The organism is Bordetella ansorpii (genome assembly GCF_900078315.1).
Lineage (GTDB): Bacteria > Pseudomonadota > Gammaproteobacteria > Burkholderiales > Burkholderiaceae_B > Bordetella > Bordetella ansorpii.
Genome location: NZ_FKBS01000014.1, coordinates 412,108 through 438,690, shown reverse-complemented (window position 1 = coordinate 438,690; position 26,583 = coordinate 412,108). Strand labels below are relative to the sequence as shown.

Genomic DNA, 26,583 nt, shown 5'->3' with positions numbered 1-26,583 from the left:
GCGGTTCCGGTCCTCAGATGATGGACCGGCGCGAGGCGATGCCGCCATCGATGGTCACGATGGTGCCGGTGATGTAGGCCGCGCGTTCCGAGGCCAGGTATACGATCAGGTCGGCCACTTCTTCCGGGCTGGCCGGACGCTTGGCGGGGTACTTGTCGAACAACTCTTCCCAGCGGCCTTCGTCGCCGTACCAGTCCAGCGCGCGGCGCTTCATCAGCTTGACCATGCGGTCGGTGGCCACGGGGCCGGGGTTCACGCCCACGACGCGGATGCCGTCATCCAGGCTGCGGCCGCCCACGCCGCGCGTGAAGGCCATCATCGCCGCGTTGCCGGTGGTGCCCACGATGTAGTTGGCGTCCCAGTTCTCGCCCGAGTTGCCGATGTCGTTGACGATGACGCCGTGGCCGCGCTGCTTCATGTGCGCGTAGATCTCGCGCGTCAGCGTCACGTACGAGAAGATCTTCATGTCCAGGCTGTCGCGCCAGACCTGATCCGACAGTTGATCCATCGGGCCGGGCGTGGAGTCGGCCGCGTTGTTGACCAGCACGTCGACCTCGCTGCACAGCCGGGCCAGTTCCATCACGTTGGCGTTCACCGACAGGTCCATGGCGTAGGTATGCACCGTCACGCCGTACTGGCTCATCAGCGCGTCCTTCGCCGCGGCCAGGCCGTCCGCCGAACGGGCGGCCAGGTGCAAGGTGGCCACGCCTTCACGCGCGAAGCTGTGCGCCGTCGCCAGGCCGATCCCCTTGGAGGCGCCGGTGACCAGCGCCGACTTGCCGTTTAAACCGAGTTCCATCTCTACGTATCCTCGATGAGCGTCCGGACAGCCGGACCTATGTATACAAGTGCTTCGTCAAGCTTGCCTGGAATAGCCCCTGATGCCTCGTTCCGGCTCGGGCTGGCCAGGCTCGATGGTTAGGCTTAAGCAACATGCGTGCCAGGTTGAGTTCCCAGGAGGCTTATGGATATTGGGTTTCGGGTGCCCCAATGCTGTGCGAAACACGGTGCGGCTTCGCTTTATTTTTGTGCATACAAGACTATGGATCTTGCATACATTAAAAGTTAAAATGCCGTCACTGTGTCTGCTCACCGAGATTTACCGTGCCCGACTTTCCCACCGCCGCCCTGCCCGCCCCGCTGCCCGGCGCCAGCCGTTCCGCCCAGATCCATCGCATCCTGGAGAACGAAATCCTGGCCGGCACGCTGCCGCCCGGCGCCAGGCTGGATGAAATGGAATTGGCGGAACGCTTCGACGTGTCGCGCACGCCGGTGCGCGAGGCGCTGCGGCACCTGGCTTCGGCCGGACTGATCCAGATCCGCACGCGCCAGCCCGCGTTGGTGGTGGCGCTATCGGCTGCCCGGCTGATCGAGATGTTCCAGGTCATGGCCGAACTGGAAGGCCTGTGCGCCCGCCTGGCCGCGCGCCGCATCAATGCCGCGCAGTTGGCGCAACTGAGCCAGTACCAAGAGCAACTGGTGGCCCTGGCCGATACAGAGCAAGTGGAAGCGTTCTACGAGATCAACCGGCACTTTCACGAACTGATCTACGAAGCCTCGCAGAACCAGTTCCTGGCCGAGCAGACCCGCACGCTGCGCAACCGCATCGGGGTCTACCGCAAGATGGTCACGCAGAAGCCCACGCGGCGCGCCGACACGCTGACCGAGCACGCGGCCGTGCTGCGCGCGCTGGCCACCGGCGACGAGGAAGGCGCCGGCAATGCCATGCGCGGGCATGTAAATCTGCTGGGGGAAAAGCTGTTGGACTTCATCGCCCTGTTTCCCAAGGCGGGTTGAGAACGCCAGGCCGCGTGGCCGGCGCCGGCCGGCTTTTCGAGGCCCGGCACGGCCGGGCCGGTGCGCACGCGGCCGTGCGTGAAAGCAGAATGCCCGCCGAAGCGGGCATTCATGCTCATTGGAACCAGACGCCGATCGCGCATCCGCGCGCAGCGCCTGGGGCCGTTGGCGGCTTCAGATCTCGTACAGCGCTTCGAACGTGCGGAAGCCCTTCACTTCGATCGGGTTGCCGAACGGATCCAGGAAGAACATCGTCCATTGCTCGCCGGGTTCGCCTTCGAAGCGCACCTGCGGCTCGAGCATGAACTCGACGTTGTGTTCGCGCAGGCGCTCGGCCAGCGCCTGCCATTGCGGCAGCAGCATCGCCAGGCCGAAGTGCGGCATCGGCACCAGGTGCTTGCCGACCTTGCCGGTGCGCGCCGTGGGGAAAGGCTCGCCCAGGTGCAGCGAAATCTGGTGACCGAAGAAATCGAAGTCCACCCACGTATCGGTGCTGCGGCCTTCTCGGCAACCCATCACCTGGCCGTAGAACCGCCGCGATTCATCCAGGTCGCGCACGTTGAACGCGAAGTGGAAGGCGGTCTGGGTCTGGGGCAGCGTCGAGGGGGTATCCATGTCAATCCTGAATCAGTAGATGAAGACAGCGGGCCACGCATGCGCGCGGCTCGCCAGATTGTAGGCCAGCCAAAGCCTGGCCCGCCACGCGTGCCGCGGCGCGAGGCCCGCGCGCCCGGTACGAAGCCCCCTGGCCGTGCGTCCTATCCTTGCAGCACCGACAGCGCCTCGCTCGCCGCGATCCACTCTTCGTTGGTCGGCTCCACGCCCACCACGAAGGCGCTGTCCGGCGCGCTGATCACCGGCGCATCGGCGGCGTTGGCGGCCGCGTCCAGGCGGGCGCCCAGGAACGCCAGTCCGTCGCACACCCGCTTGCGGATCTCGGCGCTGTGCTCGCCCACGCCCGCCGTGAACACCAGCAGGTCCAGTCCGCCCTGCACCGCCACCAGCGCACCGATCTCGCGCACGATGCGCCGCACGTAAAGCGCCAGCGCATCGCGCGCACGCGCGCCTGTCTCGTCCTGTTGCGTCTCCATCGCCAGCAAGACGCGCGGCTCGGACGACACCCCGGACACGCCCAGCAAGCCGGACTCGTGATACAGGATGTGGCCCACCTGTTCGAGCGTGAGCTTCTCGATTTCCATCAAGTAGATCACCGCGCCGGGGTCGAGCACGCCGGTGCGGGTGCCCATCATCAGGCCGTCCAGCGCCGAGAAGCCCATCGTGGTGGCCACGCTGCGCAACTCGTGCATCGCGCACAGGCTCGCGCCGCTGCCCAGGTGCGCCACCAGCGTACGGCCCCTGGCCAACTGGCCGTGGCGCTCGGCCAACGCCACCGATTGGTAGTGATAGGACAGTCCGTGGAATCCGTAGCGCCGCAGGCCGCGCTCCCATGCGGAGTACGGCAGCGGCAGCATCTGCTCGACCTTGGGCACCGTGTGGTGAAACGCGGTGTCGAAGCACACCACCTGGGGCAGGTCGGGATGCCGCTGCAGCAGCGCCTCGACGGCTTCCAGGGCAAAAGGCTGATGCAGCGGCGCCAGGGGAATGTAGCGCTTCAGGTCGGCCAGTACTTCGGCATCGGCCCGCACCGACGAGAAATACTTGGCGCCCCCATGCACGATGCGATGCGCCACGCTGTGCAGGCGGCGGCCCGCCAGGCGTTCGAGCACGCCCTGCTCGATGCGCTGCAAGGCCGACCGATAGGGATGATCGGGGTCCAGCGGCACCGGTATGGGATCCATGCCCGTCTGTCCATACGTAGGCGACGGGCCGCCGATGCCCTGCACCTTGCCGTTCCACACCGGCAGGCGCGGCAGGGGCTCGCTGCCGCCATCGAACAGGGCGAACTTGATGCTGGAAGACCCGCAGTTCAGCACCAGGATCAGATCGCCCCGCGATGCGTAGCGGTCCTCGGACACGAGATGGGCGGAGCTTTTCATGGCGGCGCCTGGCGATAGTGGTGAGCCAGCAGCACGGCGACCGCGCACGAAGCCAGCCGGCTGGCGCGGCCATCGGCGCGGCTGGTCAGCATGATGGGCACCTTGGCGCCCATCACCACGCCCGCGCTGGCGGCCTGGCCCAGATGAATCAGTTGCTTGACCAGCATGTTGCCGCTTTCCAGGTCTGGCACCACCAGGATGTCGGCCTGGCCGGCCACGGGCGAGACGATGCCCTTGGTTCGCGCGGCCGCGATCGACACGGCATTGTCGAAGGCCAGCGGACCGTCCAGCAGCGCGCCCTCGATCTGCCCGCGGTCAGCCATCTTGCACAGCGCCGCCGCATCCAGCGTGGCGGGCATGGCCGGCGACACCGTTTCCACGGCCGCCAGGATCGCCACCTTGGGCTGGGCCACGCCGATGGCGTGCGCCAGGTCGACGGCGTTGCGCACGATGTCGGCCTTCTGCGCCAGGTCGGGCGCCAGGTTGATGGCGGCATCGGTCACGATGAAAGGCCGGGGATACGCGGGCGTATGCATCAGGAAGCAATGACTGACGCGCCGCTTGGTGCGCAGGCCCGCGCTGGCGGCCACCACCGCGGACATCAGTTCGTCGGTATGCAGGCTGCCTTTCATGATGGCCTGCACCTGGCCCTGCCCGGCCAGCGCGGCAGCCTGCTCGGCGGCGGCATGGCTGTGCGGCACATCGAGGATCTCGACCCCGGACAGATCCAGTCCCGCTTGCGCGGCAACCGCCTCGAGCTTCTGCCTCGGCGCCACCAGCACCGGCTCGATCAGGCCTTCGGCGTGGCACTCCAGCGCCGCCGCCAGGCTGGTTTCATCGCACGGATGCACGACCGCCGTGCGGATGGCCGGCATCTTGCCGACGTGGGCCAACAACTGGCGCATGTCCTCGCCCGATCCGCCCTCCAGGCGGATGTGCGGCAGGCTGGCCCGCTCGAGCTCGATGCGTTGCGTGGGGGCGGTGACCACCGCCTCGCCTTCGATGACCGCCTGCCCGTGCTGGTTGACGCCGGCGCAGCTCAGGCCGACCGTCTGGTCTTCGGCCTGCTTGGCGATGACCTGCACGCGGATCGTCAGCGTGTCGCCCACACGGATCGGCCCCAGGAAACGCAGATTCTGCCTGCGGTAGACCGTGCCGGGCCCGGGCAATCGCGTGCCCAGCACCGCCGAGATCAGCGAGCCGGCCCACATGCCATGCGCCACGACGCCGCCCATCGGCGTCCTGGCAGCGAAATCGGGATCGACGTGGCTGGGATTGATGTCGCCGGACTGGATGGCGAACAGCTGGATGTCTTCGGCGGTCAGCACGCGCTCGATCTCGGCATGGTCGCCGATGCCGATCTCGTCGAAGGTGCGATTGCGCAGGCGCGAAAGCGCGCCGGCATCGGAAGCAGAGGATGTGGTCATGGGTGGGTCCGTCTCGAAGGGTCAGTTCAGCACGTGCATGCCGCCATCGACGTACATCGTCGTGCCGGTGATCGCGCGGGCGCCATCGCTGGCCAGGAACGTGCAGAGCGGGCCGACGTCGTCGATGGACAGGGACATCTGCTGCAACGGCATGCGCCGCTGGCTGTCGGTGATCAGTGCATCCAGGTCCGGCAGGCCCGATGCCGCGCGGGTGGCGATCGCGCCTGGCGAGATCGCGTTGACGCGGATGCCCGACGCCCCCAGCTCCAGCGACAGATAGCGCACGCTGGCCTCGAGCGCGGCTTTCACGGGGCCCATCAGGCCATAGCCGGGCACGACCTCGGGGCCGCCCAGGTAGCTCATCGTCATGATGCTGCCGCCGCGCGGCATCAGCGGTTCGGCATGCCTGGCCAGCCGCATCAGCGAATGGCAGGAGACGTCCATCGCGGTCAGAAAACCTTCACGGGAACTGTCCACCACGCGGCCATGCAGGTCCTGCCTGGGTGCGAAGGCCACCGAATGCAGCAGGAAATCGAGTTTGCCCCAGCGCTGCCGGATCAGCTCGAATACGGATGCCATCTGCAGGTCGTCACCGACGTCCAGTTCCGTCTGGATGTCGGCGCCCAGTTGCCGCAGCAGCGGCTCGACGTGCGGCCGCGCCCGCTCGTTCTGCCAGGTGGCGGCCAGGCTGGCGCCCGCCGCCTGGAAAGCCTGGGCGCAAGCCCAGGCGATGCTGCTGTCATTGGCGATGCCAACGACCAGGCCAGTCTTTCCGTTCAGAGCAAGCATGTTCATCCCTGCGATCGTCACGCCACGCGGGCGCAAGCGGCATTGCCGGCTGGAATATTGCAGCGCAATACCTTATCGCATTGGATCGGTTTTTTACAGGCGCGGATGAGCGCCTGGGGGGTGCCAGTTTCCCGATACTTGTCATGCGTCAAGAAAAGCGGCGCAATGCCGCCGGCGAAGAGAACGATGCCGTCAGGTGCGCCAGTACCACCACCGTCCTGTCTGCCCGCCCCGCAGGACGGAGGACAGGCCCAGCGCCAGGAAGATGAAACCCACGGCACCCATCATTGCGTCCATGCCCCACAGGGCGCCGAAGGTATCGAGCACGGCGGTGGCCTGCGGGTTCTCGGCCAGGTAGCGCACCTTTACCTGCCGGCCCGCTTCGTAGCCGAAGATCATGCCGCCCTGCGGATAGGAGATGCGCTGGTTGTCGGCGGTGTCGAACTCGATCTGGGGATGGGAACCGCCGGCGTTCAGCTTGACCACGCGGCCATCGGCGACCTGCGAATGGCGGATGAACTGGGCGCGCTCGTAGCAGAGGTAGCCGGTGCTTGCCACCAGGAACAGGCCGACCAGCGTGAACAACAGCGCACGCATGAAATTGGCCGTGCTGCGGGATGTGGAGGGATCGGCAGCCATGGCTGGGGATTCTGTTTTCGCGGACGAGGAAAATGGCCAGCGGATGGAGGGGAATTCGGCCACCTGAAGCCATCCGTAGCCCGGGATTCGATGCGTCACGGATATTCGCACAGGATCCCCGGCAGAATCATTACCGTTTCATACCTGCCCAGCGCGATGCCGACGACAGCACGCTGCGTCCACGCGCGGAACCCCTGCGCGCCCGAAGGTTCAGGGTTTCTTGCCGGACAGGACTGCCAGATGCTGTGCCAGCGCCTCGCGCGCACGGGTGGCCGAGTCCGCGTCCACGCGTTCGGCCAGCACATCGGCCACCTGGTGCATCTGCCCCTCGGAAAGACCCACGTTCATGCTGATCCGCACGTGCGCCAGCAGTTGCGGCTGCACGCCGCTCATCGCGGACAACATCCCCACCGTGGCCAGTTCGCGGCTTTGCCAGTCCAGGTTGTCGCGCTCGAAGATGTCTCCGAACAGATGGCTGCGCAGGTATTCGTTGGCAGTGGGCGCAAACTCGAACAGCGCCCCCTCGACCCGCGCGCCCGACAGCTTGGTCTGGTTGGCCGTGCCGGCGGCGAGCAGCGCGTCCCCCTTCGGGATGGGACGGCTGGGCTCGCGGCCCGGATCGTCCTGGATGCCGCGCTGCTTGCGCGCCTGCGTGACTTTCATCAGTTCGCCCAGCGCATTGAGACTGCGAGGAAACCCGGCGTAGGCGTAGACCTGCACCAGGATCTCCCTGGCGTCGCTGATCGACAGGCCCGCATCCAGGCCCTGGTTCAATGCGGCGTTCAGCTTGGGCATATCCCCCGAGGCGGCGAAAGCTGCAACCGGAACGATGGCCTGCTGCCGCGCGGTCAGGGTGGCCGAGGAATCGGATGTGGTCATGTGCGATGGGGAGACAGGCTTGGCCCGCGGCGACTCGTCCGCCTGGGCCATGGGAGAGAACAGGCCCACCGCCATGGCCAGCGCGCTGGTCTGCAGGGGCCTCAGACGGGACTTATCGGGCTGCGTATTGCTCATCGGTGACTTTCTCCATCCAGGTGACATTCTTGCCGTCCACGGTGCCGGTCACGGCCAGGTGCGTCATGGCGGTGTGCTCCGCCGCGCCATGCCAGTGCTTGACCCCGGGCGGGCACCAGATGACGTCGCCGGGCCGGATGACCTGCACGGGCTTGCCCCATTCCTGGGTCAGGCCCACCCCGGCGGTGACCACCAGTTGCTGTCCTGCGGGATGCGTATGCCAGGCCGATCGGGCGCCGGGCTCGAAGGTGACGAGGCCGCCCGAGGCATTGATGGTCTCGCGGGCGGGCCAGACGGGATCGACGCGCACGCGGCCCGTGAAATACTCGGCCGGGCCGGCGACGGAGGGCCGTTCGCCCGCACGCACGATCTGCTGGTGCCGGGCATCGGCCGCCTGCGGCTCGCCGGCGAAGGCCACGGACGCCTGGCAGCAGCCAAGCAGAAACACGGGAGTCAGAGACAGACGCATGATCGTTTTCCTCCTCATCATTGCGATGCGCCTGGCCGTCCTATGACCGTGCCAGCGCGACTGCCGCGTGGCCTCCTGTCCGCCAGGCGCGCCATCGGATGCCGATGGACTGGCGACATGGTCATCCATGTGGCGCCGGTTGAGTACCCGATGAAACGTGCAAGTCGCTATGAAGCCGGTTCATGAATAGCCGTTTGAGGCGGCGCGTCGCTGCAGGCATCGATATCGGCCTGCGCGCGAACGAACGCGATGACTTCTCGGATGCCTTTGAACATGGGCAGATGGAGGCAACGGCCGCCCTGCTCCGGTCTCAATAAACGGCTTCCGGCTGCGCCATGCGCTTGCGGCGTAACTGGACGACCTGCTCCGCGCCCACGGCACGTGCACGCAACTGGCCACAGCCTCCGTCCACGTCCTGCCCGGCGCTGTTCCTCACCTTGGTCAGCACGCCGCGGCGGTGCAGGGTGCGGACGATCTCGAGGATGCGCTCGGGATCGGGACGCTGATAGTCGTCCCCTTCGAGGCTATTGAAGGGAATGACGTTGAGCACGCCGTACTTGCCCTTGAGCAGACGCACCACCGCATCCAGTTCGTCGTCGCCATCGTTGACGCCCTTGAGCAGCGTCCATTGATACTGGATCGGGTATCCCGTATCACGGGCGTACCGCTCACCGAGTTCGACTAGTTGCTCCGGAGTCATTCTCGGCGCGCGCGGCAGCAGGTGCTCGCGCAGTTCGGCCTTGGTCGTGTGCAGCGACAACGCCAGCGCGGGCCTGACGCGCTGGCGCGGCAAGGCCTCGAACACGCGCGGGTCGCCCACGGTGGACAGCACCAGGTTCTTGTGGCCGATACCGCCCTCGGTGCCCAGCAGGTCGATGGCTTCGAGCACGTTCTCAAGATTGTGCGCCGGCTCGCCCATGCCCATGAACACGACCTTTTTCACCGCGCGCCGACGCCGCGCCAGCACCACCTGGGCCAGGATCTCCATGCTGGAAACCTGGCGGATGAGGCCGCTCTTGCCCGTCATGCAGAAACGGCAGCCGACCGCACAGCCGACCTGCGTGGACACACAGAGCCCGTCGCGCGGCAGCAGCACGCTTTCCACCATCTGCCCGTCGGCTAGCTCGACCAGCAGGCGCGAGCCGTCATGGCCGGGGTGTTCGGAGCGGATACGCGCCAGACCGTCCAGCTCCGCCGTCAGGGCAGGCAGGGCCTCGCGCAGCGCCAGCGGCAGGAAATGCTCGCTGGCCCGCCGCTTCGTGCCGGTGCCGAGCGCCTGCCCGTTCAGCCAGACGCGCAGGGTCCTGCCGCGATGGACGGGCAGCGCGTCAAGGGCGGCAAGGCGTTGGTCGAAGTCGGCGTGGCGCATGGAGGGCGGATTTTACCCGTTGGATATAGAGGCGGAGCAGACCGATCCTACGCCTCGATGGCCTGGGCCAGCTTCAGGATGGACAGCGGCGCGCAGCCTTCGGCATCGTTGCTGATCGTCACGTACGCGGGCTGGCCCGCGCCCGTGATCCCGCGGATCGTACGCGCCAGCGCCGTGCGAGTCGGTAGATCCTCGCTGAGAATGGCATTGAACGGCTCGTGCTTCTTCTGCGCATTGGCATACCCATACGCGCCGAAAATGCGGTTCAGGTTCCACCGGCAGACCAGCGGCCCCGGCCATAGCGCGCGCAGCATCGGCAGTTGCGCTTCGATCGGCGGCATCTTGCCATGCAGGCCCAGGCAGAAAGTCGCCCCATGCGCCTTGAGCGTATCGACCAGCGCCTGGCCCAGCAGTTCCGGGTCCCGGACTTCCACCGCGACGATCACGGCGTCATGCGCGGACAAGGCCTCGCGGACAGCCGCCAGCATGCGGCCTAGCCTTTCAAGCAGCGCCGCGGGACGGCTCAGCCATCCCAAAGGCAGCGGACTCAGCTGAAAAACCAGCACGCCGAGCTTGGCGCCCAGCCCGTCGAGCGCCGGCCGCACGAACTCCTGGATGGCCAGCGCAGGATCGAGAAAAGCCGGATTGGGCTCGCGCGTCCTGCCTTCCTCTTCGCCACGCACCAGGGCGTCGGTCACGATGGCGGGACATTTGACGACGAAACGAAAGTCGTCATCGACCTGCTTTGCATAGACGGCATACTGGCTTGCGGACAACGGGCGCCAGAAAGTGCGGTCCACGCAGACCGTGCGTAGAAGCGGATGTTGATGGTAGGCCGCCAGACCATGCTTCGACAGCGTGCTCGAATCGTATTCGCCATCCCAGACCAATCCCTCCCAGCCTGGGTACGACCACGTAGAGACCCCGAAGCGCAGGTGCGCCGGAAGTTGCCCCGCGAGCGTGCTCCACTGTTGCGCCGCAGACGCGGGTAGCACCTTGGCGGCCCCTTTCGGCTTCGGTTTCGCACGAGAGGCGGCCTCGCTCAAGGCGTTGGCCGGAGGCAGGGGAAGCGCATCTCCGAAAAGATCGTCTTGCATACTCGTCATATTGCAGGGAGGAGGCTAAAGGGTACTTCCTGGGGCAACCCTGCATGCCAAGGATCCGTAACCGTTTGCCAAGACGCGAGCACGGGAAATGCCAAGCCTGGGTCGATTTCCCAACGTGCCAAGATGGATATGGAGCTTGATTGGAGCGGGTGATGGGAATCGAACCCACGCTTGAGGCTTGGGAAGCCGCCGTTCTACCATTGAACTACACCCGCATTGCCGACGCTGCCAGGACTCTTTGACGAGCCGCCAACCCTGGCGGTGCATTGCACACCGCCCGCCGCAAGCCAGCGATTCTACTCCAGATCCCTCCCCCCGCCGCGTTTCGCCCTTCGCTGCAGCCGGTTTCATCCCCGAATTCCAACCAAAAAACCACGAAACAACACCCTTCGCACACCCGTGTCGAAGCGTTTCGTTCTGTCACAAACCATCCATACACTGCCTTGGATCGCACCCGCTTCGGGCTGCGCGCTGCCGGAGTGTCTTCTCCCATGCTGAAGTCTCTTCGCTATCGCCTGATAGCCCTTTGCGTTGCCATCACGGTCCTGTCGATGCTCGCGCTGTCCGTTGCCACAGTCCTGGTGGCCCGCAACGACACGTTGGATCAGGTGGACGCCCATATCGCCCAACTGACGCAAGACCGCTCCGCCGCCCTGGCCGGCTGGGTGGCCGAGAAGCAGCGGGTCACCGGGTCGATGAAGCTGGCGGTGGACCAATCCGAAGCCGAAGCCCTGCGGATGGCCGCGTCGGCCAAGAATGCCGGCGGCTTCGACGATGCCTACATCGCCTACGCCGACAAGCGCACCCTGTTCAACCACGCCACCCCGCCCGGCTACGACGGCACGTCGCGGCCGTGGTATCAGCAGGCCGCGGGCAACAACGGCGCCGTCATCACCCCGGTCTACACCGACGCCACCACCGGCAAGCTGTGCGTGACGTTCGCCGAGGCCGTGCGCCGCGACGGCAAGGTGATCGCGGTGGTGGGCACCGACATGCTGATCGACAGCATGGCGAAGATGGTGGCCGACATCCGCGCCACGACCGCCAGCGTGGCCTTCCTGCTGGACGACAAGGGCAACATCATCGCGCACCCCAACGCCGAACTGGCGCTCAAGCCGGTGACGGCCATCGACGCCGGCCTGGACGTGACGCAATTGCAGAAACTGGCGCGCGATGGCGGCAAGAGCGAACAGGCCATCGGCGGCGCCACGCAGATGCTGTATGCCAGCACGGTGGCCGGCACCCCCTGGACGCTGGTCATCGCCATCGACCGCGCGCAGGCCACGCAACCCGTGACCGACCTGATCAAGCTGGCCGCGTTCACGACGCTGCTGGCGCTGCTGGCCGCGATCGCGCTGCTGACGGTCACGGTGACGCGCCAGTTGCGCGGCTTGCCGCAGGTGCAGGCCGCGCTGGAAGACATTGCCTCGGGCCACGGCGACCTGACGCGTCGCCTGCCCGTCAAGGGCGAGGACGAACTGGCGCGCATCAGCATCGCCTTCAATCTGTTCGCCGACAAGATCGCCTCCATCCTGCTGCAGATCCGCACGGTGTCCGAGACGGTGCGCGCCGCCAGCTCGGAAATCTCCAGCGGCAACAACGACCTGTCCGACCGCACGTCGCAGCAGGCCAGCTCGCTGCAGCAGACGGCGGCCGCCATGGAAGAGCTGACCTCGACCGTGCAGCACAATGCCGACAATGCCGCGCAGGCGGCCTCGCTGGCCGGGCAGGCCTCGCAGGTCGCCTCCGAAGGCGGCGCGGTGGTGCGCAGCGTGGTGGCGACGATGGACGGCATCGAGGCCTCATCGCGCAAGATCGTGGACATCATCGGCGTGATCGACGGCATTGCCTTCCAGACCAACATCCTGGCGCTGAACGCCGCGGTGGAAGCCGCGCGCGCGGGTGAACAGGGCCGCGGCTTCGCGGTGGTGGCCAGCGAAGTACGGAGCCTGGCGCAACGCAGCGCCACGGCGGCGCGCGAAATCAAGGCGCTGATCGAATCGTCGGTGTCGCAGGTCAACACCGGCAGCTCGCTGGTGCGCCAGGCCGGCGGCACGATGGACCAGGTGGTGGCCAGCGTGGAGCGCGTCACGCAGATCGTGCGCGAGATCGACGTGGCCAGCCACGAGCAGAGCACCGGCATCGGCGAAGTGGGCAAGGCGGTGAACCAGATGGATCACGTCACGCAGCAGAACGCCGCGCTGGTGGAAGAAGCCGCCGCCGCCGCGCACTCGCTGCAGGAGCAGGCGGCGCACCTGGCCCAGTTGGTGGGCGGCTTCGTGCTGGATGCCGGATCGGCGCCGCAAGTGCAGGCCCAGCAGAAACGCAACGCGTCCGCCATGCCGATGGCGCTGGCCTATCGTTGAAGCACCCGATGGCCGGCGCGGCCGACGCGGCCGCCCTAAGCCGCGCAGAGCACCTGTAGCCCCTGCAGGTCTCCCATGCGGGCCAGGCGCCTGACTTCCTCGCAGAACGCCGCCAGGCGCGCGTCCTCCGCCTGCAAGCCATCCGCCCAGTCCACCAGGTCCGACACCGCGCCGCTATCCAGCAGGCGGCGCCCGTCGGCCAGGGCCTCGGCGCCGGGCCGCTGCGCGCCGTTCTGCGGCTCGACGGCGGCGGGCATGGCCTGCGAACGCGGCAGCGCCAGCAGGCGCGCCAGCGTATTGCGCAACTCCGCCAGGTTCACGGGCTTGAGCAGGCTCGCATCGTAGGCCAGCACATCCGCTTCAGCCTCGCCCGCCGCGACGTGCGGCGTCGCCGACACCACCACGACCGGCACGTTCCCCCACCGCTGCTTGGCCGCCGCCAGCACGGCCATGCCGTCGGCGCCCGCCATGTCGTGATCGGTCAGGATCAGGTCGGGCGCCTGGGCATCGGGCAAAGCGATGCGGGCCAGCACGGCCATGCCGTCGTCGCTGCTTTCCACCACGAAACCCAGGCTCGCCAGCTCTTCGACCAGGAAATCGCGGATCTCGGGCGTATCCTCGGCCACCCAGATGCGCCGGCCCTGCCCGTCGATGGGCGGCAGCACGGCCGCCGCATCGGGCATGTAATGCAGCACGACCTGGGACTCATCCAGGGCGCGCGTGGGCAAGGTGAAGATGAAGGTCGTGCCCGTTCCCACGGCGCTGAGCACCTCCAGCGTGCCGTGCATGCGCTGCACCCATTGCTGCACGATCGACAGCCCCAGCCCCACGCCAGGCTGGTCGCGCGCGGCATCCAGGCGCTGGAACGGTTCGAAGATGCGCTCCTGGTCCTGGGGGGCGATGCCGCAGCCCGTGTCGACGATGGCCAGTTGCAAGGTGCCCGACTGGCCTTCGATCGCGTCCGCATAGGCGACGTGCAGCGACACGGTGCCGTCGGCGGTGAACTTGACCGCATTGTCGATCAGGTTGCCCAGCACCTGCCGCACCCGCTTGCCGTCCATCTCCAGCACGGCGGGCAAGCCGCCGCCAACCTCCAGCACGAAGCGGTTGCCGCGGCGCGCGGCCAGCGAGGTCGCCTCCTTGGCCACGGTGTCCAGCAAGGCATGTATGTATACGGGCGCGGGCCGCACGGCCTGCCCATCCGCGCCGGCCGCATAGTCGATCAGGTCGTTGACCATGCCCAGCATGTGATCCGCGCTGCGCCGGATGATGGTGCCGCGCGGCGCATCGTCGCGCCCGCCCGCCTGGATCAGGTCGGCGAAGCCGATGATCGAGGTCAGGGGCGTGCGCAGGTCGTGGCTGATGCGCGCCAGGAAGTCCTGGCGGACCCGGCTGGCCTCGTCGGCGGCGATCAGCGCCTCCTGCAGGGCCTGGGTGCGTTCGGTCACGGCGCGCTCCAGGCGCTCCTGCTCACGGCCCCGTGCCTCGAACAACTCGCGTTGCGCGGCCTCGCGGGCTTCGCGCAACTGGCGCGAACGGCCATACAGGATCATCGCCATCATCAGCGACACGGACAGCAGGTCCCAGGCGATTTCCGGACCACCGCCCCAGCGGCCCGGCAGCCAGCCGTGGATGAAGGCCAGGCGCACGAACAACGCCGCGCAATAGATGGAGAAGGACAGCAGGAACAGGCGGGCATTGGCTTGGCCACGCCGCCAGCCATCGATCATCGACACCATCCAGACCAGATTGAGTACGAACACCAGGCTGGTGAGCGTCGAGGCGGCGGACCGGTAGTCGCCGAAGGCCGCCCATACGGCCCCGAGCAGCCCCGCGCCGGACAGCACGCAGTAGATCCATTTCCAATACCGGATGCGGTGCAAGCCGGCGAACAGCATGGCCATCAGGCTGAACAGCGACATGGCCACGATGGAGAACACACTGGGCGCCCGCAGCACGGCCTCGCCCCCGTCCGTCAGCAGGTAGCGATAGAGCAACCCCTGGAAGGACAGGCTGTAGAAGATTTCGGCGACCAGCGAAACGCCCAGCAGCAGGAACACGACGTCGCGGTGCGCCAGGCCCAGCACCAGCGCATAGACGGCGATCATGGCCAGGCCGCCCTCCAGCAGCATGAGAATCACGCCGCCGCGCTCGTCCGCCTCGCGAAAGGTGTCGGGCATCCACAGGGCCGCCTCGATGGTGACGGCCGAACGGCTTTGCACCCGGATCAGCACGGTCGCGCGCTCGCCGGGCTGCAAAGCCAGGTCCAGCACGGACAGCGCCGAGGGCACCGGCCCTTCGCTGATGGGCAGGCGGTTGCCGGCCAGCACCGTCCGGCGGGGCTCGGCGGCCCCGGAGCGGAACACGAAGAACCGCACGTCCTCCAGGCGCGGCACGCCGACGGACAGCCAGCGCAGCGCGGGGGCATTGCCGTTGTTGATGAACTCGCCCCGCAGCCAGATGGCCGAGGCCGTGAACCCGCGATTCAGCCGCTGCGCCGAGGCCGCCGGCCAGTCCCGCTGCAACGCCTGCACGGCGGTCAGCAGGCCGTCGCGATCCTGGAAACTGGACAGATGATCGGCCAGGGGCAGCCGGTCCGCCACGCTGGCCAGGTCGACGGGCGCACGCGGCACGGCCTCCTGCGCCCAGGCGTTGCCCTGCAGGCAGAAGACACCGCACAGCCATAGAACGAGCAGCAGGAACAGCCCGCGTACCCGTGAAAGGTCCAACCTATTCATCGCAGATCGCGCCCGGGGGGTTTGAGAGGCACTACCCATCCGCGCCCGGCGCCTGGCGCAAGGCGCTGGGCGACATGCCGAAACGCTCGCGGAATGCCGTGGAGAAGTTGCCCCGGTTGCCATACCCGACCGACTGGGCGATGGCCTGGACGTCCAGGACCGTCTCGCACAGCAGCCGGCGCGCCTCGCGCATGCGCTCTTCCCGCAGGAATTCGAAGACGGTGGCGCCGGCGCAGCGCCGGAACGCCAGGTTCAGGCGGCGCGCATTGGTGCCCACCGCGTGGGCGAGCTCGTCGAGCTCGGGGGTGTAGTCCAGGCGTTCGGACAGCATCCTGCGCGCCGCGCGGAACAGCACGCCGTCCAGCGTCGGGCTGGCCTGGGCGGCGTCTGGCGCAACCGCCGGCGCGGCGGCCATTGGCAGTGAATTGCGCAGATGCACCAGCAGCCGCAACCGCACCTCTTCGAAATCGAAGGGCTTGGTCACGTAGTCGACCGCCCCGGCCGCCAGGCCCGCGACGCGTTCGGCGGGCAGCACCGCGGCGCTGAGGAAGATGAGCGGAATGTTGCGGGTGGCCTGATCGGCCTTGATCAGGCGGCAGGCGGCCAGTCCGTCGCAGGATGGCATGGTGACGTCCATCAGCACCAGATCGGGCACCACCAGTTGCGCCTTGCGATAGCCGTCATGGCCATCGACCGCAATGTAGACCCGGCAACCCTGTCCGCTGAGGAAATCCATCAGCAGCATGCGGTCTTCGGCACAGTCGTCCACCACCAGCACCCGCAGGCCCGAGAACGGGCCGATGGCTGGGCGAGAAAAAGGGGCTGTCATGGCGCGCATTTTTTCATGGCTGACCGTACGGGCGTTGTGACGCAGCCACGGCAGTTCCCGCTGGCTGCAAATATTTTTCCGTGCGGCAAACGTCCCCTGCATTCCAGCAAACCTGTGATTCAGGGGTGGTTAATTGTATTTGATAAGGTCTGTAACAAGACGAGGGCATCCGACTCGCCGGCTTTCTCGCCTTGCTGCGTCCTCACCACGCACAACCCGAGTCCGCCCTCGTCCGCCACCACAGGACGACTGAAAGTGATGACGGATTCCCCCATCAACCCGAGCGCGTGTCTCTTCCCGACACCCGATTCACTGACGAACGCCACGCTCGGCTGGGACGCGGTATATGCAATCAAGTACAGCACGCTGAACCGCGCGCTCAGCGCGTCGGCCTGGCCTCCCGCCCCCTGGACGCAGGGAGGCGACATCGACCTGAAGGGCGCCAACAACAATGGCCGGGTGGACAAGGCCATCGTCACGAACGTGCAACTGGCCACCGGCGGCTCGGGCGCCGTGCTCAGGTGGCGCCTGCGGGTTGACGCAAATCGCTATCAGCGCGTTGGAGGCCCGTCGCTTGCCGGACCGTTTTCTTTCGACCTCGTCGTGCGGACCACGCTGGCGTTCACCGCCGACGCTGGCCAGGACGACCTGCTGCACTTGCATGTCCAGACCCGATCCGACGCGCAGGCGGACCTGATCGAAAGCCTGACGCTGGACATGGCGACGCTTCCCGCGCCCTTCATGAACTCGTTCGAGATATTCGGGATCGAACGCGAACTGATCAGCATCGTCAAGGCACCCTTGCAGCGGCACCTGGCGGCCCTGCTCGATGCCATGCCGCTGTCGACGGTGCTGAGCCAGGATCTGGCCCGCAAGGCCGGCGTCACCTGGCTGCAACCCGAAGACTATCAATACGCCACCGCCGATCTGCCCGATGCGGACGACGGCATCCTGGCGGTGCTGGTCCGATCCGAGGATACCCGGCCGATCGAGGCCAACGTCCTTGCGCAGGCGATTCCCACCAACCCGGGACTGGATGCCGCCATCATCATCAGCCCCGACGCCGTGACCCGGAGCACCTTCCTGCGGCATATCAACACCACGCTGGACAAGAGCTTGTCCGGCAAGTTCAAGCCGAAGGGCAACGCGGGCGAGATCGCCAACGACAGCCCGATCAAGCTGAAGTACCGCCGAGACGCCACGGGCGAGTATCTGCTGGTGCCGCCGCAAGCCTTGGCCGATCCGCATGCCGAGACATTCGACGCGGAGATTCCGGCCGGCAGACTGGTGTTCCGCATTGCCGACGACGCGATCACGGTGGACACGCAAGAGATCCGGGTCACCCTGAGCGCCGGCGGCAAACTGGTCCTGTCGATGCGCGAGCGCTACCGCCTGGCCATCAACCCGGACACGCAAAGCCTGGACCTCGCGCCCGAAGGCACGCCGTCGGTCAGCATCAGCTTCGACGCGGCCTGCGAAGCAGCCGAGGACGGCACGGTCCGGCAGGTCGTCGCCATCATCGGCGGCCTGATCCTGGGCGAGCTGGACGCCTATGCGGCCAATGCCATCCAGTCGATGCACGCGAGCGCCGCGAGCGGGCATCCGCCCCGCCGGCAGCAGGACGTGCTGGCGGCCCTGCGCCAATCGGAAACCGAAGGCATGCCGGTCTGCGTGGACATCGGCCTGGGCCGTGAACTGGTCATCGAACGGCGCAGCGCCCAACGGATGGTCTATGCGCATCCCGCCGAACCCGTGCCCCTGTCCGGCCAGTACCAGGCGACGCCCGCGCGGCGCAACGCCGGCAACGGCCCCCAGCGCATCTATATCGAAACCCGTCCGGGCAGCCAGGGCGCCGCGCAACCCGCTGCCCTGGTGCTGTCCCAGATCGCCCACGCCGAGCCCGAACGCGGCCCCGTCACGTCCGACGCGGCCGAGCTGGAACTGTCCGCGGAAGTCATCGCGGGCATCCTCACCAAAGCCAAGCAGCCCTGGAACACTTACGTGAAGGGATTGCTCATCTATGCCGTCAGCCTGGCCGCCGGCACCGGCTTGGGCAACCTGATCGGCAATGTATCGGGCCGCCCCGAAGACCGGCGCAGGGAAGCCAGGGCGCGGGCGGGCGCGCTTCAGTCCACCCTGGGCGGGGCGGCGGCAGGGCAGCCGCTGCTGGGCGGCATCTCCTTCCCGATGCTGGACCGCTACAAGGCGGGCGCCCAGCCCCATCGGTCGCCCTTGCACGAGCAGGTGCTGAAATGCGCGTCGGTCAACGGCGGGCTCGTGCTCGGCCTGTCGCTGACCTGACCGCATCCACGAGAGCGCCACGGCGGCGCTTGCCTTGCCGCAACCACCGCCGTGCCTGGACCGATGACGGCTTATTCGGCCGTGATATGGGCCGCCTTCACCACCTTGTTCCAGCGCGCCAGTTCCTCGCGCGTATAGTCGCCCAGCTCCTTCGGGCCCATGAAGCGCGCCTCGGCGCCCTGTTCGGCCGCCTTCTGGCGGAACGCATCGCTCTTCATGATCTTCTCGATCTCGCCCGCCAGCTTGTCGACCACCTCCGGCGGCGTGCCGGCGGGCGCGTACATGGCGAACCACGATGACACCTGCAGGTCGGGATAGCCGGCCTGCGCGGCGGTAGGCACGTCGGGCAGCGATGGCAGGCGGCTCTCGCCGGTGATGGCCAGCGCCCGCAGCTTGCCGGCATGGATCTGGCCAAGCAGCGGCGGCGGTGTCGTGATGGTCATGTCCACCGCCCCGCCCAGCAGGTCGTTCAACGCGGGCCCGGTGCCCTTGTACGGGATATGCGCCGTCTGGATGCCGGCCTGTTGATTCAGCAATTCAGTGGCCACCTGCTGCAGCGAGCCGTTGCCCGACGAGGCGTAGTTCAGCTTGCCTGGGTTGGCTTTCGCATAGCTCACCAGCTCTTTCAGGCTGTGGATGGGCAGGGCCGGACGCACGACGATGACCTGCGGCGCCGACAGCACGTTGGCCACGGGCGCGAAATCCTTGATGGGATCCCAGCCGATGTCCTTCATCACGCTGGGCGTGATCACCTGGAAACCCGAGTACTGCAACAGCAAGGTGTAGCCATCGGGCTTGGCGCGCGCCACGGCCTGCGCGGCAATGCCGCCCGAGCCGCCGGGACGGTTCTCGACCACCACGCTCTGGCCCAGTGCCTGGCCCAGCGGCTGTGCGATCAGCCGCGCGGCGATGTCGGTGGTGCCGCCCGGCGCGGCAGACACGATCAGCGACACCGGACGATCGGGATAGCCGGCGGCCGACGCCGCGCCGGATGCCGTCAGCATGGCGGCGCCTGCCATCAGGCCCAGAACCAGGGCATGCAACGGTTTGCGGGATAGTTGAAAAGTCATTTCGAGTCTCCTGGATGTTATTGGGGAAGCGGTGCTGCAAAACGGGGCGCGCATGCATGGACGAACGGCACGACGAAAAAACGCGGGCACGAGCACGCCCCCGCTGCCTGTGTGCACAGGCAGCGCGAGAAACCGACAGTCGATGGAAAACTAGGCCGGGAAACGCTCGGCCAGCCAGGCCGGCGGCGCGTGCGTGGCCAGGCGCGGACCGGCCGCCAGCAGCGGGTTGGTCAGTTCACGCTCGACCAGGGATGGCAGGCCGCGCACGATCTCCATCAGCGCGGGCAGGTCCACGCCCGTATCCACGCCCATGCATGCGAACATGTGCACGATCTCTTCCGTGTTGACGTTGCCGCTGGCGCCCGGCGCGTACGGACAGCCGCCCAGGCCGCCCGCCGCCGCGTCGAACCGCGTGATGCCGGTCTGCCAGGCCGCCACGGCATTGGCCAGCGCCATGCCGCGCGTGTTGTGCAGGTGCACGGTCAATGCGGTGCCGGGCAATTCGCGCGCGGCGCGTTCGCACAGCGCCGCCACTTGCGTGGGAAACGCCATGCCCGTGGTGTCGCACAGGGTGATGCCCGTGGCGCCCGCGTCCACCAGCGCATGCGCCAGGCGCAGCACCTCGCCGGCCGGCACGTCGCCATCGAAGGGGCAGCCGAACACCGTGGACAAGGACACGTTGCACGGCGCGCCCGCCTGGCCCGCGGCGCGCAGCACGGCAGTCAGCTCGGCCAGCGACTGTTCGCGCGTCATGCGCAGATTGGCGCGGTTGTGCGTCTCGCTGGACGACATGACGAGGTTCATCTCGTCGGTGCCGCATTCGAGCGCGCGCTCCAGCCCGCGGATGTTGGGCACCAGCGCGGTGTAGATGACGCCGGGCTTGCGCTGGATGCGGCGCATGACGTCCTGCGCATCCGCCAGCGCCGGAATCGCCTTGGGCGACGTGAAGCTGGTGACCTCGATGCGCGCGAAGCCGCAGGCGGACAGGGCGTCGACGAAAGCGACCTTGTCGTCCGTAGCGACCGTGGCCTTCTCGATCTGCAGGCCGTCGCGCGGTCCGACTTCATTGATCTCGATACGGGCAGGACCGTTGTTCATGCGATGACTCCCTGGGCGCGCAGCCGCGCGATCTGTTCGGCATCCAGGCCGGCGGCCCGAAGCACGGCGTCGGTATGTTCGCCCAGCGTGGGCGCGCGATGCTGCACGGCGCCGGGATTGCCCGACAGGATGGGAAACACGGCCGGCATCTGCACGTCGATGCCGCTGGCGGCCTTCATGCCGATGATGGCGCCGCGTTCGCGGTAGTGCGGATCGGTGGCGATGTCGGCCACCGAATACACGCGGCCGGCCGGCACGTCGGCCTCGCGCATGGCCTGCAGCACGTCGTCGATGTCGCGCTCGATGGTCCACGCGCCGATGGCGGCGTCCAGTTCCTGCACGCGCGCGGCGCGGCCATCGTTGCGCGCCAATCCGGGATCCTGCCCGAGGTCGTCGCGGCCGATGCGCGCCATCAGGCGCGTGAAGATGCCATCGCCGTTACCCGCGATCAGCACGTAGCCATCGCGGCACAGATATGCATTGGACGGCGCGATACCCGGCAGCGCGGCGCCGGACGGCTGCCGCACCGTGCCGAACACGGAATACTCGGGCATCAGGCTTTCTGTCAGGTTGAACAGGCTTTCGTACAGGGCGGCATCGATCACCTGCCCCACGCCGCCGCGCGCATCGCGCTGATACAGCGCCATCATCACGCCCAGGGCGCCGTGCAACCCGGCAATGGTGTCCCCCAGCGACAGGCCGCCGCGCACAGGCGCGCGCCCGGGCTCGCCATTCAGGTACCGCACGCCCGCCATGGCCTCGCCGATGGCGGCGAAACCCGGCTCGCGCGCCTTGGGGCCGGTCTGCCCATAACCCGACACGCGCAGCATGATGAGCCGGGGATTGAGCGCATGCAGCGCCTCCCAGGACATGCCCCACTTCTCCAGCGTGCCGGGCCGGAAGTTCTCGATCAGCACGTCGGCCTCGGCGGCCAGCATGCGCACGACGTCCTGCCCCTCGGGCCGCCGAAGGTCGACGCACACCGACTGCTTGTTGCGGGACTGGGCCTCCCACCACACGGACGTGCCCTCGTGCAGCAGGCGCCACTTGCGCAGCGGATCGCCCTGGCCGGGCGGCTCGATCTTGACGACCTGCGCGCCGAAATCCGCCAGTGTCTTGGCCGCGAAAGGGCCGGCAATCAATTGCCCCAGCTCCAGCACACGTATGCCGGCCAGTATCTGCGCTGCCATGGTCTCCTCCGTCTTGTCGGCTTGCGTATCACTGGCCAGAGTCTGCCCGCAAGGCCCGACGCAGGGCAATCGACATTACGTGAAAAGGGCTTTCGCGGTCCGCGAAAGCCCTCGGGGCCACGCCGTCCGCGCGTTCAGCGCGCCCAGCGCAGCACCAGCGGATCCAGGCGGCGCGCCGTCGCCAGCAATCCCGCGCGCGTCTCGGGAGACAGGCCGGGCCAGGGGTGGCGCGGCGCGTCGCAGGCGATGATGCCGCCCGCCCGCATCAACGCCTTGGCCGCCAGGAAGCCTGCCTGGCGGTTCTCGTAGTTGATGAGCGGCAACCAACGCTGATACTGCGCGAACGCCGCGTCGTGATCGCCGCGCCGATGCGCCTCGATGATGGGCCGGATGCCGTCGGCGAAGCCGCCGCCGGTCATGGCGCCCGTGGCGCCCGCGTCCAGGTCGGCCAGCAGCGTGATGCCCTCTTCGCCATCCCACGGGCCTTCCACCGCATCGCCTCCCAGGCGGATCAGCTCGCGCAGCTTGCCCGCTGCCCCGGCCGTCTCCATCTTGAAGTACGACACGTGCTCGATCTCGCGCGCCATCTGCGCCAGGAAGGCCGGCGGCAGCGGCGTTCCCGCCGCGGGCGCGTCCTGGATCATGATGGGAATGTCCAACGCATCGGACAGGCGCGCGTAGAACTCGCGGACCTGCGCCGTATCGACCCGGAAGGTCGCGCCGTGATAAGGCGGCATGACCATCACCATGGCGGCGCCCATCTCCTGTGCACGGCGGCTGCGGGCCGCGCACAGCGCGGTGCTGAAATGGCTGGTCGTGACGATGACGGGCACGCGGCCCGCCACGTGTTCGAGCACCACGCGCGTCAGCCGTTCACGCTCGTCGTCGGCCAGGGAGAACTGCTCGGAGTAGTTGGCCAGGATGCACAGGCCATCCACGCCGCTGTCGATCATGAAATCGACGCAGCGCGTCTGGCTGGCCAGGTCGAGCTCGCCGGATTCGGTGAACGTGGTCGGCACGACCGGAAAGATGCCGCGGTAGCGCGGGGCGGGATGGGAGAAGGTCATTGGACGTGAGGCGTGGCGAGGTTGGATGGCCGGGCCACGGCGGGTGCCAGCGCGGCGCGGACCACGAAGGTCATGAATACGGCGAACAGCATGGTGGCCGCCAGGAAATACAGGCCGGACGACAGCCTGCCCGTGGCTTCTTTTATCAATCCCACGCCGTACGGCCCGATGTAGCCGCCCAGGTTGGCCAGGGAGTTGATCATGGCGATGCCCACCGCGGCGCTGGGACCGACCAGGAACTGCCCTGGCAAGGTCCAGACGACGGCCTGGATCGAGTAGATGCAGAAGGCGGTCAGGCTGATGCAGGCCAGTTGCACCAGCGGCGCCTGGAACCACGCGCTGGCGGCCAGGCTGAACGCCCCGGCCAGGGACACGACCACGATGTGCCAGTAGCGTTCGCCGGTGCGGTCCGAACTGCGCGGCACCACCAGCAGCCCCACCACGGCGAAAAGATACGGAACCGCCGACAACAGGCCCGTCATGGAATCGGTGACGCCGAAGGCCTTGATGATGGTGGGCAGCCACAGCGACAGGCCATAGATCGACAGCGGAAACGGCAGGAACAGCAGGGCCAGCAGCAGCACCCGCTTGTCCAGCAGCGCCTTCAATGGATTGTGGTGCGTGACCTGGCCATAACGCTGCTGGTCGGCAGCCAGTTCGCGCTCGATCCAGGCGCGATCCCGAGCCGGGAGCCAGCCGGCGCTGGCCGGCGTATCGGGCAGGATGCGCAGCACGGGCACGCACAGCAGCACCGCCGGCAGGCCGCTGAGCACGAACAGCGTCTGCCAGTTGGACATGCCCCACAGGCCCTCGCCCGACAGGATCCACCCGGCGAAAGGCCCGGTGACGATCAGCGCGATCGGCTGGGCCAGCACCAGCAGGCCGATGATCCTGGCGCGGTGCCGCATCGGAAACCACTTGGTCAGGAAGTACAGGATGCCGGGATACAGGCCGGCCTCGGCGGCGCCCAGCAGAAAGCGCAGGACGTAGAACGTGGCGGCGTTGTCGATCAGTGCCATGGCCATCGTGATGGCGCCCCAGGTGACCAGGATACGCGCGAACCAGCGGCGGGCGCCAAAGCGTTCCAGCGCCAGGTTGCTGGGCACTTCGCACAGGAAGTAGCCGACGAAGAAAAGGCCCGCGCCCAGGCCGTAGGCCGCATCGCTGATGCCAGCCGCCGCGTTCATGTGCAGCTTGGCGAAGCCCACGACGGAACGATCGATGTAGGCGACGATGTAGATCAGCGCCAGGAAAGGCAGCAGCTTCCGAACGAGCAGGCCGATGATGCGCTTCTCTTCGGACGCGCCCTGCCCGGGCGCGGATGACGGTTGCGGGGGATGGTGGGTGGCCATGATGTTTGTCTCCTCAGGGGCGTTTTGTTGAAATTCTTGATATCTGCAATGGCGCGACTGGCATCGCGCCTTGCCGCGACGGACCGGCGGCAAGCCCGGGCCGGTCCGTCGCGGCACCGCTCAATGGGAATGCCGCGGCACGGCGTGCCCGCGGCACCCGACCAGGAAATCCAGGTCGCAGCCCTCATCGGCCTGCAACACGTGTTCCACGTACAGCTTGCGATAGCCGCCATCGGCCGGCGCCGGCATGGCCGGGCATTCGGCCAGGCGCGCCGCCAGTTCCTCGTCCGATATGTCCAGGTGCAGCCGGCCCGCCTCGCAATCCAGCTCGATCCAGTCGCCGTCGCGCACGGCGGCCAGCGGGCCGCCGGCCGCGGCCTCGGGCGCGACGTGCAGAACGACCGTGCCATAGGCCGTGCCGCTCATGCGCGCATCGGAGATCCGCACCATGTCCTTGATGCCCTGCCGCAGCAGCTTCGGCGGCAGGCCCATGTTGCCGACCTCGGCCATGCCGGGATACCCGCGCGGCCCGCAGCGCTTGAGCACCAGCACCGAGTTGGCGTCGACGTCCAGCGATTCGTCGGCGATGCGCTCCTTGTAGTGCTCCAGCGTCTCGAACACCACGGCGCGGCCGCGATGCTTGAGCAGCGCCGGCGTGGCGGCCGAGGGCTTGAGCACCGCGCCGCGCGGCGCAAGGTTGCCACGCAGCACACAGATGCCGCCGTCGGGCACCAGCGGCCTGGACAGCGGACGGATCACCTCGTCGTCATGGCAGGGGGCCTCGCGCACGTTGTCCCACAACGTCTTGCCGTTGATGGTGAGCGCGCCGGGATGCGGCAACAGGCCGTGTTCGCCCAGGCGGCGCAGCACGGCGGGCAGGCCGCCCGCGTAATAGAACTCTTCCATCAGGAAACGGCCCGACGGCATCAGGTCGACCAGCGTGGGCGTGCCGCGCCCGATGCGCGTCCAGTCCTCAAGCGCCAGAGGCACGCCGATACGGCCGGCGATCGCCTTCAGGTGGATGACCGCATTGGTGGAGCCCCCGATGGCCGCGTTCGCGCGGATGGCGTTCTCGAATGCCTGGGTGGTCAGGATGCGCGACAGGCGCAGGTCTTCATGCGCCATCTCGACGATGCGGCTGCCGGACAGATGCGCCAGGACATAGCGGCGCGCGTCCACGGCGGGAATGGCCGCGTTGTGCGGCAGCGTGACCCCCAGGGCCTCGGCCATGCAGGCCATGGTGGAGGCCGTGCCCATGGTGTTGCACGTGCCGGCCGAGCGCGACATGCCGGCCTCGGCGGACAGGAATTGATGCAGGTCGATCTCGCCGGCTTTCAGCGACTCGTGCAATTGCCACACGGCGGTGCCCGAGCCGATGTTCCTGCCATCCAGCTTGCCATTGAGCATGGGCCCGCCCGACACCACCAGCGCGGGCACGTCGCAACTGGCCGCGCCCATCAGCAGGGCCGGCGTGGTCTTGTCGCAGCCCGCCAGCAGCACCACGGCGTCGATGGGATTGCCCCGGATGGCTTCCTCGACATCCATCGCGGCCAGATTGCGGGTCAGCATGGCGGTGGGCCGCAGGTTCGATTCCCCGTTGGAAAACACCGGGAACTCCACCGGAAAACCCCCGGCCTCGTACACGCCGCGCTTGACGTGGTCGGCGATCTTGCGGAAGTGAGCATTGCAGGGCGTGAGCTCGGACCAGGTGTTGCAGATGCCGATGACGGGACGCCCGTCGAAGGCATGCGACGGGATGCCCTGGTTCTTCATCCAACTGCGATACATGAAGCCGTTCTTGTCGGCGGTGCCGAACCATTCGGTCGAGCGGAGCTTGCGCTTGGAAATTGACATGGGTTCCTGCGGGACGGCGCGGCCACGGACGGGCGGGCCGGCGATGAGGGTTGTCTCGATATCGTTAGAGGAATGAGCGGCAGTGTAGGGAGCAAATTGATATCCTTCCAA

22 protein-coding genes and 1 tRNA gene are annotated in these 26,583 nt (G+C 67.6%); 4 read left to right on the top strand and 19 right to left on the bottom strand.

The features are described from left to right. Positions 1–13 precede the first annotated feature (13 nt). Entirely contained in the window at positions 14–799 is a 786-nt protein-coding gene (locus A7W11_RS09665) for an SDR family oxidoreductase (RefSeq protein ID WP_066410911.1), read from the bottom strand. Between the two features lie 305 nt (positions 800–1,104). On the opposite strand from A7W11_RS09665, the gene A7W11_RS09660 reads away from it, so the two are divergent. Beyond that, a complete protein-coding gene (locus A7W11_RS09660; protein WP_082887175.1) occupies positions 1,105–1,797 on the top strand; it encodes a GntR family transcriptional regulator in 693 nt (230 codons plus the stop codon). A gap of 174 nt (positions 1,798–1,971) precedes the next feature. Here A7W11_RS09660 and A7W11_RS09655 read toward each other — a convergent pair whose 3' ends face one another. From A7W11_RS09655 to A7W11_RS09625, 7 genes are all read right to left on the bottom strand, one after another. Beyond that, entirely contained in the window at positions 1,972–2,412 is a 441-nt protein-coding gene (locus A7W11_RS09655) for a VOC family protein (RefSeq protein WP_066410910.1), read from the bottom strand. A gap of 143 nt (positions 2,413–2,555) precedes the next feature. Next, positions 2,556–3,794 (bottom strand): acetate/propionate family kinase, encoded by a 1,239-nt coding sequence (locus A7W11_RS09650; protein WP_066410907.1) that lies wholly within the window; start codon positions 3,792–3,794, stop codon positions 2,556–2,558. After that, positions 3,791–5,221, bottom strand: a complete 1,431-nt coding sequence (locus tag A7W11_RS09645; RefSeq protein ID WP_066410906.1) for a bifunctional enoyl-CoA hydratase/phosphate acetyltransferase — start codon at positions 5,219–5,221, stop codon at positions 3,791–3,793. The genes A7W11_RS09650 and A7W11_RS09645 overlap by 4 nt, the downstream gene beginning before the upstream one ends. 21 nt (positions 5,222–5,242) lie before the next feature. After that, a complete protein-coding gene (gene fabI / locus A7W11_RS09640) occupies positions 5,243–6,010 on the bottom strand; it encodes an enoyl-ACP reductase FabI (RefSeq protein ID WP_082887239.1) in 768 nt (255 codons plus the stop codon). A 192-nt stretch (positions 6,011–6,202) separates the two neighbouring features. After that, positions 6,203–6,649 carry a DUF3592 domain-containing protein gene (locus tag A7W11_RS09635; RefSeq protein ID WP_156523038.1) on the bottom strand — a complete coding sequence of 149 codons (447 nt, stop codon included), beginning with the start codon at positions 6,647–6,649 and terminating at the stop codon, positions 6,203–6,205. A 210-nt stretch (positions 6,650–6,859) separates the two neighbouring features. Continuing rightward, positions 6,860–7,663: a carboxymuconolactone decarboxylase family protein gene (locus tag A7W11_RS09630; protein ID WP_066410904.1), complete on the bottom strand. Its 804-nt coding sequence runs from the start codon at positions 7,661–7,663 to the stop codon at positions 6,860–6,862. Next, a complete protein-coding gene (locus A7W11_RS09625) occupies positions 7,641–8,132 on the bottom strand; it encodes a (R)-mandelonitrile lyase (protein ID WP_082887174.1) in 492 nt (163 codons plus the stop codon). Before A7W11_RS09625 ends, A7W11_RS09630 begins: the two co-directional genes overlap by 23 nt. Positions 8,133–8,314: 182 nt before the next feature. On the opposite strand from A7W11_RS09625, the gene A7W11_RS28985 reads away from it, so the two are divergent. Beyond that, a complete protein-coding gene (locus tag A7W11_RS28985; protein ID WP_268874730.1) occupies positions 8,315–8,449 on the top strand; it encodes a hypothetical protein in 135 nt (44 codons plus the stop codon). On the opposite strand, the gene A7W11_RS09620 is transcribed toward A7W11_RS28985, so the two are convergent. From A7W11_RS09620 to A7W11_RS09610, 3 genes are all read right to left on the bottom strand, one after another. Next, positions 8,443–9,501, bottom strand: coding sequence for an RNA methyltransferase (locus tag A7W11_RS09620; RefSeq protein WP_066410903.1), 1,059 nt, complete (start codon positions 9,499–9,501; stop codon positions 8,443–8,445). The two genes, A7W11_RS28985 and A7W11_RS09620, sit on opposite strands and share 7 nt — an antisense overlap. Positions 9,502–9,548: 47 nt before the next feature. Beyond that, a complete protein-coding gene (locus A7W11_RS09615) occupies positions 9,549–10,598 on the bottom strand; it encodes a DUF72 domain-containing protein (protein WP_066410901.1) in 1,050 nt (349 codons plus the stop codon). Between the two features lie 150 nt (positions 10,599–10,748). Next, a tRNA-Gly gene (locus A7W11_RS09610) sits at positions 10,749–10,822 on the bottom strand. A gap of 276 nt (positions 10,823–11,098) precedes the next feature. On the opposite strand from A7W11_RS09610, the gene A7W11_RS09605 reads away from it, so the two are divergent. After that, a complete protein-coding gene (locus tag A7W11_RS09605; protein ID WP_066410899.1) occupies positions 11,099–12,973 on the top strand; it encodes a methyl-accepting chemotaxis protein in 1,875 nt (624 codons plus the stop codon). A gap of 35 nt (positions 12,974–13,008) precedes the next feature. On the opposite strand, the gene A7W11_RS09600 is transcribed toward A7W11_RS09605, so the two are convergent. Then, positions 13,009–15,711, bottom strand: a complete 2,703-nt coding sequence (locus A7W11_RS09600) for a hybrid sensor histidine kinase/response regulator (RefSeq protein WP_066410898.1) — start codon at positions 15,709–15,711, stop codon at positions 13,009–13,011. Positions 15,712–15,742: 31 nt separating this feature from the next. After that, positions 15,743–16,549, bottom strand: a complete 807-nt coding sequence (locus tag A7W11_RS09595; RefSeq protein WP_082887173.1) for a response regulator transcription factor — start codon at positions 16,547–16,549, stop codon at positions 15,743–15,745. A gap of 249 nt (positions 16,550–16,798) precedes the next feature. Between A7W11_RS09595 and A7W11_RS09590 the strand changes: the two genes are divergently transcribed. Beyond that, positions 16,799–18,841, top strand: coding sequence for a TULIP family P47-like protein (locus A7W11_RS09590; protein ID WP_066410896.1), 2,043 nt, complete (start codon positions 16,799–16,801; stop codon positions 18,839–18,841). A gap of 71 nt (positions 18,842–18,912) precedes the next feature. Here the strand turns inward: A7W11_RS09590 and A7W11_RS09585 are convergent, their stop codons facing one another. The 6 genes from A7W11_RS09585 to A7W11_RS09560 all read right to left on the bottom strand — a co-directional run bounded on the left by A7W11_RS09585 (position 18,913) and on the right by A7W11_RS09560 (position 26,472). After that, on the bottom strand, positions 18,913–19,911 hold the full coding sequence (locus A7W11_RS09585) for a Bug family tripartite tricarboxylate transporter substrate binding protein (RefSeq protein WP_412778714.1): 999 nt from the start codon (positions 19,909–19,911) through the stop codon (positions 18,913–18,915). A gap of 150 nt (positions 19,912–20,061) precedes the next feature. Beyond that, positions 20,062–21,009 (bottom strand): hydroxymethylglutaryl-CoA lyase, encoded by a 948-nt coding sequence (locus tag A7W11_RS09580; RefSeq protein WP_066410892.1) that lies wholly within the window; start codon positions 21,007–21,009, stop codon positions 20,062–20,064. Next, positions 21,006–22,199 carry a CaiB/BaiF CoA transferase family protein gene (locus A7W11_RS09575; RefSeq protein WP_066410886.1) on the bottom strand — a complete coding sequence of 398 codons (1,194 nt, stop codon included), beginning with the start codon at positions 22,197–22,199 and terminating at the stop codon, positions 21,006–21,008. The genes A7W11_RS09580 and A7W11_RS09575 overlap by 4 nt, the downstream gene beginning before the upstream one ends. A gap of 134 nt (positions 22,200–22,333) precedes the next feature. After that, positions 22,334–23,266 (bottom strand): dihydrodipicolinate synthase family protein, encoded by a 933-nt coding sequence (locus A7W11_RS09570; RefSeq protein ID WP_066410885.1) that lies wholly within the window; start codon positions 23,264–23,266, stop codon positions 22,334–22,336. Then, complete coding sequence (locus A7W11_RS09565; RefSeq protein ID WP_066410883.1) at positions 23,263–24,618, bottom strand: MFS transporter; 1,356 nt, start codon at positions 24,616–24,618, stop codon at positions 23,263–23,265. The genes A7W11_RS09570 and A7W11_RS09565 overlap by 4 nt, the downstream gene beginning before the upstream one ends. Positions 24,619–24,738: 120 nt before the next feature. Then, entirely contained in the window at positions 24,739–26,472 is a 1,734-nt protein-coding gene (locus A7W11_RS09560) for an IlvD/Edd family dehydratase (protein WP_066410881.1), read from the bottom strand. Between the last annotated feature and the right edge of the window lie 111 nt (positions 26,473–26,583).